The following is a 13,528-nucleotide window of genomic DNA, read 5'->3' as shown; positions in this document are numbered from 1 at the left end:
CAGTGAGTTCAGTCTCTTTAGGCGATTTATCCCAGGCATTCATGATGCAGCGACGCAGCGTTGCGCTCCGCCAGGACATGACGAGGCTCACCGACGAGCTCTCCAGCGGTCAAGTCAGCGATATCAAAGAAGTTCTCGCTGGAAACCACAATTACCTTTCTGGTTTGGAGAGGTCTTTGGAGACTTTGCAAGGCTTCTCCGTGGCAAACAGCGAAGCCAAGTATTTCACGGATGCGATGCAGTCATCTCTTGATCGTGTTCAGGATTTCAGTGGGCAACTCGGGTTGGATTTGCTTCTTGCGAGCGGTGGACCTGTAGGTGTGATTGCAGGTAGCCCTTCTGAAAACGCGAAAACACAACTGCAAGGCATTCTGAATTCACTGAATGCCGACATCGCCGGCAAAAGCCTTTTTGCCGGAGCCGCAACCGACCGCGTACCACTTGAAAATGCCGAAACCCTCCTCACAGAATTGAGTATCGCGATAGCTGGTCAAACGACACCTGACGATATCATGACTGCCGCTGAGAATTGGTTCGCCGACCCAGCAGGTTTTGATACCTTGATCTACACAGGCTCCGGAACTGCACTCGCACCTTTTTCGCTTTCCGAAACTGAGCGGGTATCACTAGATGTCAGGGCCAATGATCAAGCCCTCAAGGACGTGTTAATGAATGTTGCTGTTGCTGCATTGACGGATGACCCGGCCCTTGGGCTGACGGTGCCACAACAGGCGGAGTTATTCGGAACAGTCGGTCTGGGCCTCAAGTCGAACCAGGACCAGTTAACCGATCTGCGTTCACGAATTGGGTTCACTGAAGCGCGTATCGAAATGATTGATGCACGAAACCAAGCTGAGCAAACCAGCACGGAAGTCGCGCGCAACGCACTTTTGTTGGCGGATCCATTCGAAACCGCGACGCAGTTGGAAAACGTACAATTCCAACTGCAGGCACTTTATTCTGTCACCGTTCGAAGCTCCCAGCTTTCACTGGTGAATTTCCTATGAAACGTCTAATTCTGTTCATTGCACTGGCGTTTTCCATGGTTAGCACAGCGTATGCTGGCCCTGTACGGATCAAAGACTTGGTAGAATTCGACGGTGTCAGAGGAAACGACCTTGTTGGTTATGGGTTGGTGGTAGGTTTGAATGGCACGGGCGATGGCCTGCGAAATGCCCCATTCACCGAAGAAATAATGTCCAATATTCTGGAGCGACTGGGCGTTAACGTAAGCGGTGAACAGTTCAGGCCTAATAACGTAGCAGCGGTTTTCGTGACGGCTACGCTGCCGCCGTTTGCGCGCGGGGGCAGCCAAATTGACGTCACCGTTTCCGCGATCGGTGATGCAAATAGCCTTTTGGGTGGAACCCTGATCATGACGCCAATGAATGCAGCTGACGGGCAGATTTATGCGGTTGCACAGGGCACCATTATTGCAGGCGGAGCAGCTGTCGAAGGAGATGGTGCAAACGTTACGCGAGGTGTCCCGACATCAGGTGTTATTCCTTCCGGCGCGCGCGTAGAGCGTGAGATAGAGTTTGACTTGTCCAGCCTGAACGAATTGCGATTGGCATTGAGAGATGCTGACTTTACGACCGCCGCACGCATTGAAGCGGCCATAAACAATGATTTTGGCCGTCCTGTTGCGGTCATGCTCGATTCCGGGACCGTTAGGTTGAATGTTGATGCCACCGAAATGGCCTCAGTCGCGCACGCTTTGGGTAGAATTGAGAATATACCTGTAGAACCCGAACGAAAGGCCCGTGTGGTTGTGGATCAACGATCGGGTACCATTGTGATGGGCGAGGACGTCAGAATATCGCGGGTCGCAGTATCACAAGGCAATCTGACTTTACGCATTCAAGAAGCGCCAATCGCAATACAGCCGAATCCCTTTGCAGAAGGCGAGACAGTCGTTGTGCCCAGGACACGTGCAGAGTTGGAGGAAGAGCCTGGAATAGGCTTGGCTGAGGTTCCTGACGGTACGTCACTCTCTGAGGTCATCGCCGGTCTTAACGCGCTCGGTGTTTCGCCAAGAGACATGATCGACATACTGAAAAGCATAAAAGCTGCAGGCGCCCTGCATGCAGAATTTATCGTTCGCTAGGCCTGCCTGATCTGCTTCCCGCAATCGGGACGAAGACTTAGACTACGGTGTACTGTTTGTTTATCCTCAACGGAGAGGAGAAAAGAGACGTCGAGACGAAAGAAACTTAGCCATGGGACAAAGCCAAAGTCGCGATGGCAGCTTTGAAGGGTGAATGGGCGGTAACGAAGCTGGCCAGCCGGTTTGGCGTCAATTCCACCATGGTCCTTAGTAAAAAAAGGTGTTTTGCACGAAGGCGCACCTAGTTTGTTCGAGCGGTATGGTAAGAAAGCTGCGGCAAGTGACGAACAGCAAGTTAAAGAACTGCACGCCAAGATGAAGGAACATACAGTAGCCTACGATTTTTACCCAGAAAGCTCGGGCTCTGAGGCATGAAATGAGGCGCGGCATAGGCGGAGTCTGCATTTAACCGATCCACGCCATTGCGCATGCGAGATCGACGAAGGCTTTGAATGAACTGACAGTCCTCTCACAGCGTAGGGCGATCCTGCGGAAGCGTTTGAGCCTATTGAAGAAACACTCGATGAGGTACCTTTCCCGATAGAGTAGCCAATCGATTGGCCGGTCTTCTTGTCTGGTTGGGTTTCGTTTGATGTGCGCAGTTGCGTTTAGATCATCAGCAATGAAAGCGCGCAGATGATCCGCGTCTTGGGCGGCGTCCAGGTTTTTCGCAGGCGCAGTACCTGCCGTCTGGTTTATGATGCTACGCTTGCGCAGCCGTTGGACCCATCGACAAACCCGGCACAGTTAACCCGGCACCCGCGCGCATTTTTCCAGTGCCCCGTGCGGTTGGTTCACTGCCGCGCAGGCATTCCGGAATACCTGATATCCCGCCACTCTCTAGCGAAGTTTTTCGCGCTCCAGATAGGCGGCGCGGTTTTCTACGCGTTCGATAATGCGAATGAGATATTCGCCGATGACCCCCAGCGAAAACATGATAAGCCCGCCAAGCGTCAACGTAACCACCATCAAGGACGTCCACCCGGCCACAGTCTGCTCTTTCCAGAAGTAGGACAGCACGAGCCACCCCCCGTACAACAAGCTCAAACAAGAGATTGTCACGCCAAGCACCGCAAGAAAGCGCAAAACCAGCGATGCATTGCCAAAGATCAGATTTGAAAACTGCCGTATGCGTCGCCGCAGTCCGAAGGCAGACCGCCCGTATAGGCGGGGATGATGCGTGATCTCGACCTGCACAATATCCTGCGTGGACTGCAACATAAGCGCAGGAATGAACGGGCGGGTCGTATCGACCGCTATCATGTGCTGCACGACCCTTGCATGAAAAAGCTTGAAAGGTGACATGCGAACACCCGGCGGCACGCCCAGTACCCTCGTGTCGACATAACTCTTTATTCGGCTGGTAACACGCTGGAAAACCGAGTGTTTCTTACGCGACGCAAAGGCCCCGATGACAACATCATGGCTTTTCTTTTCAAGCAGAATGGGGATGTCTTCAGGGGCATGCTGCAAATCATCATCAATCGTGATGACCCATTCGCCTTTCGCTTGACGCAGGCCACAGAGCACGGCGCCTGCTTTTCCGAAGTTACGCATCAAGCGGGTTGCATGAACATGTTCATGCTCTTCTGCCAGCGCCTTTAGGATCGGCCAAGTCTCCGGGTTGGGTGAGCCATCGTCAACAAACACGACTTCATGCGCCGCGCCGATCTCTGTGAAAACCTGATCCAGCCGCGACACCAGTTCGCCGAGCGTTCGGGTGCTGTTGTAGACCGGAATGACGGTGCTGTAGACTGGATTTTGCATCATGTTCCGCTTGTTGTTTGGCGCGTCGTATCAGGACGGAGCTCAAGCTGCATATAGGGCATCACATTCTGAAACAACGGATACCGGAACAGCTTGGTTATGCCAGCCTTGTAGGCAACTCTGCCCAACGTGCCTATCACTTTCTGCCGCTTGCGGAACTCTGCGTCATTTCCAGTGCGCGCAATCATATCCTCGATGATGCGATGTCGCACGGTGAGGCGAAGTGACGTGCGTGCAAGCGCCTGACGAACCTGCCGGAGCTTGACGAAATTCAGACTGCGCCAAAGGCCGTGGCTTTCCTTGCGCTCTTCATGCCGGTCAATGGTCTTGCGAAAGACCGATGCCGTGATCGGCTTGTTAACGATCACCGGTATCTTGAAATGTGACTCGTAGGGAAAGCCGTAGTTGGGACATAAAATCAAACACACGCCCGTCGGCGTAAGGTGGTTTTCCACAAAATGTAGAAAGTCGCGCCAGTCGTTCAGGTGCTCGAACACATTGATGCAATAAATGACATCGTAGCGATTCTGAGTTTCGATCTGCTCATAGCCGATTTTCTGAATCTCTATCCCTTGATTGCGGATGTATCGATTGATGCTACCAAGCACGGCGAAGCCATCGCCCAAGGGCTCCACCCCCTCGACATTCAGCGTCGGGTATTGTTCTTTCAGCAGCCCCATCAGAATGCCGCTGCCGCACCCGACTTCCAGCACCTTACCGTTTTCAGGCAATTCACCAAGATACTCGGCCACATAGCGGAAGCCGAACTGCGCTTCTGCGATACTGATGTCCTTCTTGGGGAAATCCGCGCGGCGCAGTTCCTCCAGTAAGGCGGAAGACGTGGCAGGTTCGGCAGCCATAGCAGTATGTTTCACTTTCTGTTCCTTCAGAGCTTCATGGATACCACAGTTTCATGGGTTTGAACGCTTTCAGTGCAGAACGGCATGTAATCGCCGTTGCACCGAAGGGTAAATGCACCAGTTTTCCGCCTCTGCGGGATCTATGACCTGTGCGGCCAACGCAGCCAGACGATGGTATTCCGTTTGTTTGTCTTCCTGCGACAAGAATGGGGCGCCGGGCTGGAACAGGTCCTGGTAGCTTTCCAACACCGTCTTTGCGGAGTGTGCGTCATGTTCCATACCCAGCCATTGCATCTCGGCCTGACATAACGTGTCTATGAACGTGATCGTATCGGCGTCCAACAGCTTGCGAAACCTTGGGTTGCGCGCATCCGGCGCACCGAAAGATGAATTTCCACGCCATGGGCTTGCGTCTTGCGACAGCAACGCACCGGACAGAACCGCATCGGGAAAAGGATCAGCGCCGAAAGCCCGCGCTATGGGTTGCAGGCAGGCGGCCGGGTCTTGTGCCAGCCTTTCATAGGTCATCCAATGGAACCCCTGTTCACCGGAAAAGCGCATCGCATAGGCTACGGATTTCCTCCAGCAGCGCAGAATATGCAGCACGCTCAAACCCGCGTTGGCATATTCCCCGCCCCGTCCACAATGGATCGAGGCGACAACCGCACGCGGATCCCGCAAGATCAGAAGGACAGGCATGCGATGCTGGAGGAAAAGCGGAATGAACTCTTCGCAGAAGACTTCCTTGACGCCCACATGTTCCGCGGCGGGGGCATCGAACAGGGCAGGAAACTGTGTCGCGCATTGCACAAAAACCTGCTGCAACGTGCCCCCTTTCAACGGCAGGTCGAAGACGCCGGGCGTGAGTTGCCCGCTGTATCCGCGCATCTGTTCGAAAATGGCTTTTACCTCGGCGTCCGTGAAATGATGCGTTGAGGCGAAATCGAGAAACGCCTGCCTGCCATAACCTGCATCCCCGCAAAGATGTCCAAGCGGGTAACGGGGTACATCCATTCCAAGACTGCGGAAAAAAGTTTCTTTCAACGCCTTGAACAAGAAGGGGAATGGCTGCGATGCCACCACCATTTGTGGATGGTTATGCAGGTACTTTTCCAGCAGCGTCGTGCCTGAGCGCAAAAACCCGGTGATGAAGAATGGTGTCATTGCAAAACTACCGCTTGTCCGCCGGTTGCATGTATTCCAGCGTGGCCGGGCCCAAGTTCAGCAGCATATCCAGAATCGTCACCGCAGGCTCAAAAGGAGGATAGAGCTGCGGATACTTCGGGTAGCCGGCATAATCCATGAATTCCAGCGTGATGCCACGCGTGACGAACTCATCTTCCACCAGATAGCTTTTGGCAGCGGGACCGCTGACGTAATGCGTGGCGCCCACGCGCTCCAGTAGCTGCAAGACCCGTTCTCCCTTACTCGCCGTAAGATGATAACGCTCGGAATTGTCGAATTCGGTCGTGATCCCCAGAAACGCCTGACTGATGCGTTTGATGACTGTCTGGTTCAGATCAGAGAGGTATTCCCAGTTTTCCCCAAGGTAGACTTCTTCGAGAAAGGGTGCGTAGGTTTTCCAGTAAGGCGCAGCAGCGTAATGCTGTTTGAGCGTGTCGAAGTGCTTCTTTTGCCAAGACGCGTTATCAACCCGCACTTCGTTGATCAGCCTGTTCCAACTGCTTCCACAAGGGATCGTCAACCATCTCGCTCCCATAGGCGTTTTGATCTTGTTGCGGTTTCTCCAGTCATTCTTGGTGTATTGCAAATCGTCATAGAAAATAAACAAATCAACCTTTCGTATCAGGTCGAAATATCCTTTCCACGGGATGTAGTTGGACTGCAAAATGGCGACGGATTTCGGCATGGCGAAGCTAGTTTCTCATGTTTTTCCCGTACTGCGAAGCGCAGACAGTGGTAAGTTTAAACGCGTCCCTATGAGTGGTTTTCCTGCGTAGCCAGTGTGGCATTGGTTTTCGGCAGCAGGAACGAAACGCCTCCGATCCCCGCGAAGAGCAAAAAGTAAACCCGGTTCAGCAGCGCCACGGCCAATGCCGGCACATAGTCGATGCCCAACCAGACCAAAAGCCCAACAATCACGCCTTCACGCACGCCGATCCCCGCAGGGCTGAGGGGCAGTAACCAGGCCAGTGCCGCGCATAACGCAACAGAGGTGCCCAGCCACACATCCAGTTCGATTCCAAAGGCCTGCAATGTCAGCAGGAATGTGAAAATCCGCAGGATGATCATCGCGATGCTCATCGCCAGCAATCGCATCAAACGCGGCCATGTCAGTGCCGCCCACGCCTGTCGGACCCCCGCGAAACGGTTCAGAAGACGCGGCCCTGCTCGACGCCACAGCAGCCACGCCAGCACCACCGACAACAGCGCCGCGACGGTTGTTAACACCACCCCCCAAACAGGGAATGATATGACCGCGAGGACAAGAGGTTTGTAGACCTCGCGCCATTCCGGCAGCCCTAGGAACAAACCGAACGTCAGACCAAGCATCGTCAGCAGACTGAACACACGCAGACCGAACAGAATGACCGCGGGTTCCACGTATCCTTGCCCGGTGCCCCGTCCGATGGTGGCAACCCGGTAGGCATCAACGCCGATGTGCCCCGGCAAAAGCGGTGCCATCGCGTAGCTTTCGATGTGCATCCGGGCAAAGGCAAACCAACGGACCTGCGCGGCCGATGGGCTGGCCATGCGCAACCGCCACATGTCCAGCGCGCTCGTCGCGGCAAAGGCCGCGAAACCGATGAACCCATAGCCCCAATGCATCTGCCCCAGCATCACGGCCAGCGCCTGAAAGTCGGCCATGATGAAAAGAAATGCCAGCAGGGAAAGCCCGAAAGCGAGCTTCAGGATGTTTTTGAGTTTCACGTAGCCAGCCGTATCGGAAGCGCGTTGATATAGTCAATGACGTTTTGACGGCCCTCCCGTATCGCCTGCTCCTCAGGGGTCAACGCGCGCCACTGCAACGCAAGGTCTTCTTGCCCGTACCGCAGTTCCATGGCCTGCTCGGCCGCTTTACGCTCTCCGGGCTCCTCGGTCAGCGTGTAATCGTGCGCATGCATTTCGGTCGCGCAGGCCGTTTCGATATAGGCAATCTCTTCTCGTGTAAGTGCCTCGTGAAATTTCCCGGTATTGCCACCGATCAGGGGCTTTGCGAGGTTTTCCCAGTTTGCGATACGCGCAGCATTGGCTTTGGTGTCTTCCTTGTCGTGAAAGTTCAGCATTGCCGGGTCATAGGTCACTTGCAGAAAATCACAAAGCGCGGTCAAGGTTGGTACGGGCTCTTGCAGGATGTCTTCATAGCGCAACCGCATGATCTGTCCGGCGGGGGCAAGATAGCCAAATATCTGGCGGAAACGCTCCTGATCCTGCAACCAGATCTGCGTGCCGCGCCGAACGTCACCCGGATGATTTGATGATCGTTTCCAGGACAGCGCCATATCCCGCGGGTCACGCACAACCCAGACATATCGCGCATCAGGAAACGCCTGCATCAGAAAAGGCAGGAAGATATGGATGCGGTTTTCCTTGATGACGCTTCTGGTCTTGTTCTGAGCATGCGCTTCGGCTGTATAGATTGCAGAAATGACGCCGCGCACCGACCGCTCTGTAACGCGCCGCGCAAGCGCTGTTGCATCCAGGGAACACTGCCAGATACCGAGTTGGTGCTGCATGACGCGCGCGCTGATATCCAATAGCCGCTGCCACGCCTTTTCATCCTGCGCCACGTCGCCGAGCCGGGTCAGATTAAGCGCCAAAGTCCGGATCAGATGGGAGGGCGGCGGCCCACAGAACACGGGATGGCTGTCCAGAAGCCGGATAAACAAATTGCTGCCGGACCGCTCGGAACACAGCAGGAAGACCGGCTGAAATACGGGTGCAGACATACCTTCAGCCGACGGCACTGTGTGTCTCTCCGGTCAGGGCAAAGAAGGCTGTGACGGCATGCACCACCTCCGCGATCTCCTCTTGGGTGATCGCGTAGTAAAGCGGCAGACGCAGCAGCCGTTCGCTTTCACGGGTCGTGTTTATGTCCTCCCCGTGGAAGGTGCCATAAACCCTGCCAGCGGGTGCGGAATGCAGGGGAATATAGTGAAACACCGCTGCTATCCCCTGCGCTTTCAGATGCGCGATCATCGCGTCACGCTCCGGCTTACCCGCCAACTTGATCCAGAAGATATGCGCATTGTGCTGACAATCACGTGGCGGGTTCGGCAATGCGACGTGTCCGGCCTCTTCGAGCGGGCGCAGCAGTCGTTCATAGCTCTGCCAGCTTGCCAGACGCGCTTGCGTGATCTGCGCGCCCGCCTTGAGTTGCGCCAAAAGGAAGGCGGCGTTCAATTCACTCGGCACATAGGATGATCCCATGCCCACCCATTCGTAACGGGAGGTTTCACCACGGAAGAACTGCATCCGATTGGTTCCTTTCTCAAGGAGCACCTCAGCCTTCTGCACGTCTTCGGGACGGTTGAGCACCAAAGCGCCGCCCTCACCGCAGTGCATGTTCTTCGTTTCGTGAAAGCTGAAACAGCCGTAGTCCCCAAGCGTCCCGCAGGGCTTGCCATCATAAGATGCAAACAGGGCCTGTGCGGCATCCTCTACGATCTTCAATCCATGTTCATCGGCCAGCGCACGCAAGGCACGCATGTCACAGCTTACCCCGGCATAATGCAAAGCCACGATCACCTTGCTGCGCGGCGTGATCGCTGCTGCAACCGCATTCGCATCGAGGTTCATCGTCGCCGCTTCACAATCGACAAAAACCAGCTTGGCTCCGCAACGGGCGAAGGCGGTTGCTGTAGAGGTAAAAGCATAGGACGGCAGGATGACCTCATCCTGCGGCTGCAAATCACACAGCAACGCCGCCATTTCCAAAGCATGGGTGCAAGACGTCGTAATCAGAACACCGCTGGCATCGAGGTGATCCCGCAGCCACCTGTTGCACGCCTTGTTGAACGTGCCGCCGCCGGCAAATTTACCCTGCGCAAAAACCTGTTGCACTTCGCCGGATTCAGTGCCGACAAGCGCTGGTTTGTTAAACGGGATACGCCATTCCATGGATTGTCCTATCATGACATTTTACACTGTCGCCACAGTCAAACGACCGATGAGACAGGTCATAGCAAGTGTCCAGTGGCGCATTTCGCCTCAAAAGTGTATAGGAAATCGCAAAAATCATGCAAGCCGATTTAAGGGCCGGAATACCCGGGGCATATCATCCCGCCCGGGCTGCCAGAGTTTAAAGGTGTTGTGCCGCAAGGTATAGCGTCCTACGTTTCGCCCAAGCCCGCGTGCTCAGGACATACAATAATAGGCTGACGTTTGCGCCCGAACTCCCCCAACAGACGGTCCCTGACTTTGCCCCACATCCTTTTGACGGGGGCGATGTTGATCATATTGGGGCACTGGATACCTTATGTCATTATGGGCGACGGGGCCTATCTTACCATTCATGACTATCTTGACAGTTCTCTCCTGAAGGCCAAGGTGCTGGCGGATAGCGGACAGGTTTTTGCTCCTTCATCGAGCATCATTGCCCAATACGACATCCCCCGCGGCGCGTTGCGCAGCGAATTTCAGATGCCCACGCTGCTGAACATGTTTCTATCGCCTCTGGCGACCCATATCGTGCTGACACTGTTCATGCAGGCCGCGGCGTTTCTTGGTATGTATTTGCTGCTTATGCGCCGCATTTTGGGCCGGGAGGCGCGCGTTCTGTGCGTCGGTGTCGCTCTTTGTTATGCGCTGCTTCCGTTCTGGACGCCGGGCGTTTTGGGGGTCGCGGGCTTGCCGCTCGTCCTCTATGCATTTCTGGGGCTGCGCGAGGGCGAACGGGGTTGGCATCTATGGGCCATCCTCTTGCTGTTCCCTTTTTTCAGCAGCCTCGTCACGGTTGGGTTTTTCTTTCTGTGCATGGTGGCTGGGCTGTTCGTTTACGACATGCTTGTGCGGCGACGTTTCAATGTGGCCTTTCTATTCGGAATGGCGGCGATGAGCGCTGTGTATCTCGCCGTGGAATACCGTCTGGTGCTGAATTCCATAAACCCGGTGTTCACCTCGCACCGTCAGGAGGCGTCACCGGTTTTTGTGCCCCTGACTGCAGCTTTGGACCGCGCTTGGGATAACTTTTTAAATGGCCAGTATCACGCACACAGCCTGCAAAGCGAAGTCATTCTACCGACGATACTGCTGGCCCTTTTGCTAAGCCTCTGGAAACGGCAATTCAGGGATCGTCATCTGTGGCTGCTGATCGCTACGGTGTCATTTTGCGCGGCCATTTCGCTGTTTTATGGTCTGTGGTCGTCCGTGGTGCTGGAACCGATACGCACTTCTGTTCCGCTGCTGCTTAAATTCAACTTCAGCCGCTTTCACTGGCTGCACCCTTTGCTCTGGTTTGTCGCTTTTGCTTTGGCCCTGGCGCTGATCCAGCGTCAAATTCCATACCGACGCCTCGGGCTTGCGTGCGTCTGTCTGGCCATCGCCCTTCAGGCGCATTGGGCAGGTTATAAAAACCACCCCATCCTTGAGGCCAGGGAGAAACACGGAATAAGCTATGCTGCGTTTTTTGCGACACCGCTTTTCTCTGAAATCAAACGGGACATAGGTCAGCCTGTCGAAGACTACCGCGTGGTCAGCCTTGGCATACATCCGGCGATCGCTGCCTATAACGGCTTTCATACGGCGGACTGGTACCTGACCTATTACCCGTTGGAGAAGAAACGGGCGATGCGCGGGGTTATCGCGAAGGAGCTGGAAAAAAGCGCGGGTTTGAAACGCTATTTCGATGACTGGGGCAACCGGCTCTATCTTTTCAGCGCCGAACTGGACAGGGACTTTCTCGCCCGCCGCCGCACAGATGCAATCCAGATGCCGGAATATGACCTCGACCGCCTACGCGCGCTCGGCGTGACGTATATTTTCTCTCGGGTGGAACTCTACGACGCACCGCCTCTGTTCGGGGAGTATCGCCACCCCGGCAGCCATTGGGACATCAACGTCTATAAACTGACCGACTGAAGCAGTTTCGCGGCGCTGCTGTGACGTCTTGCACAAGGCGCCGTTGCTCGCCACAAAATCACCATGCGCACAAAGTCTGAAAATTCAAGACGGCCTGCGCCCTTGCACCTCTTGGGCTGACCGCTCCTTCGTTCTGCGCACCGGTTCGCAAATCGCGACCCTCACCGGCGGTGCGGTTGCAGGCAAACCGCAAAGGTACGATGGCGCAGGCGTCCAGCGCTTGCCTGACATCGAGACTCTAGGTATGCGATACTCTCGCCCGGTCCGCAAACAACACACCAAGCGCCAGAACAACAACGCCACCTGAAATCATGGCGAGAAAAACCCAGCCGAGGCTCGATACAACAAAGCCTGCGGCAAATGCGCAGATGGTCGAAACCAATGCGATAATGGTGTCGTTGGCGCCCTGAACCGTAGCCTTTTTATTTTCGCTGACGGCGGCGTCCAACATTGCCGTGGCACCGATAAAACCAAAGTTCCAACCTACCCCCAACACTATCAATGCGCCGTAAAAGTGCATTGCGGAAAGACCCAGCGTGGCGGCAACCGCCGCTGCGACGATAATGATCAGCCCGGTGATCGCTACGGTGGATGCCCCAAAACGTTTGATCAGAAAGCCCGTAAAGAAGCTGGGCGCGAACATCGCAACGATGTGCCAGCGCACAACGTCGCCCGCAGTATCCTCACTGAACCCGCATCCGACCATGGCGATCGGTGTCGGGATCATCAAAAAGACCATCACCCCTTGAGACACCGCAGCAATCCCGACCGCATGCATGATGGCTGGTCTGCGAAGTGCAGCGCGTGGCGCGAACTTGCGTGCTGGCGTATCCTGCGATGATCCCTTTGGTTGCGGCATCTGCACAGCCAAAAGCGGGACGAGGCCGAGCACTGCAATCAGACCTGTGGCCACATATGCCCCGGCAAATGGGACAGGGGCGAGTATGTCTTTCGCAGCAATAAAGAGTTGCGGACCACCGATTGCCGCGATCAAAAGCGAACTCAACATCAGTGAGATTGCCACTGGTCGCCACTTCTTCTCAACCACTTCACCCGCAGCGAAACGGAAATACTGAAACGAAGCCCAACCTGCGCCCATCAGAAAATGCGCGACGCAAAGCAGCACGAAGTTGTCAGCGTAGAGGGCTTGTGTGGCTGTTGTTGCTCCCATCAGCGTCATCAAACCGCCAAGGGCAAAACCGGCGCGTCGCCCCATACGCCCCATCAGGAGCGAAATCGGCGCAGCCGCGACCATGCCCGCCAGTGTCTGGATCGACGCGGGAAGTGTTGCCAGCGTCGGGCTGGGTGCCAGCACGAGTCCCGCCAGCCCTCCGAGGATCAACTGAATGGGAAACGCCGTGCCAAGGATTGTGTTCGCGACCAACAAGCCTGCAAAGTTTCGATTGAGAAGGATAGATCTGACCGACACAATCTTCAGGCCTTTGGATGGAGTGCACTGTGAAAGAGTATAGGGCGATAGGGAGCATCTTCAGCACTGCCGCCCGATCTGCGTTTATGCTGGCCAATCCGCGGCGCTTGGACTTCCGGTTGCTGATACGTTCAAACGATCAACCCCTTGAACGGCACAATGGGTGCATGGCACCAAAGGACAGTATTCCTTTCACAAAGACAGGCTGGTCGGTCGCACGGTTTCCTGAAACCAGCGGCGGGTTACATTCACCTTGCGCCATCAGCGTGGCGAGAATTCATGCGTAACAGTTGGTGCGCGTTTATCAGGTGCCGGGGTCAAGCT

11 protein-coding genes and 1 pseudogene are annotated in these 13,528 nt (G+C 55.3%); 3 read left to right on the top strand and 9 right to left on the bottom strand.

Annotated features, from left to right (window positions below):
* Nucleotides 1-2 precede the first annotated feature (2 nt).
* A complete protein-coding gene (locus RD1_RS02680) occupies nt 3-1,007 on the top strand; it encodes a flagellin (protein ID WP_011566904.1) in 1,005 nt (334 codons plus the stop codon).
* Nucleotides 1,004-2,107 carry a flagellar basal body P-ring protein FlgI gene (locus tag RD1_RS02675; protein ID WP_011566903.1) on the top strand — a complete coding sequence of 368 codons (1,104 nt, stop codon included), beginning with the start codon at nt 1,004-1,006 and terminating at the stop codon, nt 2,105-2,107. Before RD1_RS02680 ends, RD1_RS02675 begins: the two co-directional genes overlap by 4 nt.
* A gap of 405 nt (nt 2,108-2,512) precedes the next feature.
* Here the strand turns inward: RD1_RS02675 and RD1_RS20600 are convergent.
* From RD1_RS20600 to rffA, 8 genes and pseudogenes are all read right to left on the bottom strand, one after another.
* Nucleotides 2,513-2,767: pseudogene (locus tag RD1_RS20600) on the bottom strand (transposase); the annotation flags it as partial.
* A gap of 180 nt (nt 2,768-2,947) precedes the next feature.
* On the bottom strand, nt 2,948-3,877 hold the full coding sequence (locus tag RD1_RS02670; RefSeq protein WP_245897169.1) for a glycosyltransferase family 2 protein: 930 nt from the start codon (nt 3,875-3,877) through the stop codon (nt 2,948-2,950).
* Nucleotides 3,874-4,749, bottom strand: a complete 876-nt coding sequence (locus RD1_RS02665) for a class I SAM-dependent methyltransferase (RefSeq protein WP_011566900.1) — start codon at nt 4,747-4,749, stop codon at nt 3,874-3,876. The genes RD1_RS02670 and RD1_RS02665 overlap by 4 nt, the downstream gene beginning before the upstream one ends.
* A 54-nt stretch (nt 4,750-4,803) precedes the next feature.
* Nucleotides 4,804-5,898, bottom strand: coding sequence for a sulfotransferase (locus RD1_RS02660; protein ID WP_011566899.1), 1,095 nt, complete (start codon nt 5,896-5,898; stop codon nt 4,804-4,806).
* A 7-nt stretch (nt 5,899-5,905) separates the two neighbouring features.
* Complete coding sequence (locus tag RD1_RS02655; protein ID WP_011566898.1) at nt 5,906-6,604, bottom strand: WbqC family protein; 699 nt, start codon at nt 6,602-6,604, stop codon at nt 5,906-5,908.
* Between the two features lie 68 nt (nt 6,605-6,672).
* A complete protein-coding gene (locus RD1_RS02650; RefSeq protein ID WP_245897167.1) occupies nt 6,673-7,626 on the bottom strand; it encodes a lysylphosphatidylglycerol synthase transmembrane domain-containing protein in 954 nt (317 codons plus the stop codon).
* Nucleotides 7,623-8,645, bottom strand: coding sequence for a sulfotransferase family protein (locus RD1_RS02645; protein ID WP_011566896.1), 1,023 nt, complete (start codon nt 8,643-8,645; stop codon nt 7,623-7,625). The genes RD1_RS02650 and RD1_RS02645 overlap by 4 nt, the downstream gene beginning before the upstream one ends.
* A gap of 4 nt (nt 8,646-8,649) precedes the next feature.
* Nucleotides 8,650-9,816, bottom strand: a complete 1,167-nt coding sequence (gene rffA / locus RD1_RS02640; RefSeq protein ID WP_011566895.1) for a dTDP-4-amino-4,6-dideoxygalactose transaminase — start codon at nt 9,814-9,816, stop codon at nt 8,650-8,652.
* Between the two features lie 327 nt (nt 9,817-10,143).
* Between rffA and RD1_RS02635 the strand changes: the two genes are divergently transcribed.
* Nucleotides 10,144-11,775 (top strand): DUF6044 family protein, encoded by a 1,632-nt coding sequence (locus RD1_RS02635; protein WP_011566894.1) that lies wholly within the window; start codon nt 10,144-10,146, stop codon nt 11,773-11,775.
* 238 nt (nt 11,776-12,013) lie between these two features.
* On the opposite strand, the gene RD1_RS02630 is transcribed toward RD1_RS02635, so the two are convergent.
* Nucleotides 12,014-13,204 (bottom strand): MFS transporter, encoded by a 1,191-nt coding sequence (locus tag RD1_RS02630; RefSeq protein ID WP_143090238.1) that lies wholly within the window; start codon nt 13,202-13,204, stop codon nt 12,014-12,016.
* Nucleotides 13,205-13,528: the final 324 nt, after the last annotated feature.

This window comes from Roseobacter denitrificans OCh 114 (genome assembly GCF_000014045.1).
In the GTDB taxonomy this organism is placed as follows: domain Bacteria; phylum Pseudomonadota; class Alphaproteobacteria; order Rhodobacterales; family Rhodobacteraceae; genus Roseobacter; species Roseobacter denitrificans.
This window is presented reverse-complemented; position numbering and strand designations above follow the sequence as displayed.

Bases quoted from the DNA above. Each gene is read 5' to 3' on its own strand.
- RD1_RS02675 (WP_011566903.1), top strand. From the start codon at position 1,004: ATGAAACGTCTAATTCTGTTCATTGCACTGGCGTTTTCCATGGTTAGC.
- RD1_RS02635 (WP_011566894.1), top strand. From the start codon at position 10,144: ATGTTGATCATATTGGGGCACTGGATACCTTATGTCATTATGGGCGAC.
- RD1_RS02645 (WP_011566896.1), bottom strand. From the start codon at position 8,645: ATGTCTGCACCCGTATTTCAGCCGGTCTTCCTGCTGTGTTCCGAGCGG.
- RD1_RS02660 (WP_011566899.1), bottom strand. From the start codon at position 5,898: ATGACACCATTCTTCATCACCGGGTTTTTGCGCTCAGGCACGACGCTG.
- RD1_RS02655 (WP_011566898.1), bottom strand. From the start codon at position 6,604: ATGCCGAAATCCGTCGCCATTTTGCAGTCCAACTACATCCCGTGGAAA.
- RD1_RS02670 (WP_245897169.1), bottom strand. From the start codon at position 3,877: ATGATGCAAAATCCAGTCTACAGCACCGTCATTCCGGTCTACAACAGC.
- rffA (WP_011566895.1), bottom strand. From the start codon at position 9,816: ATGGAATGGCGTATCCCGTTTAACAAACCAGCGCTTGTCGGCACTGAA.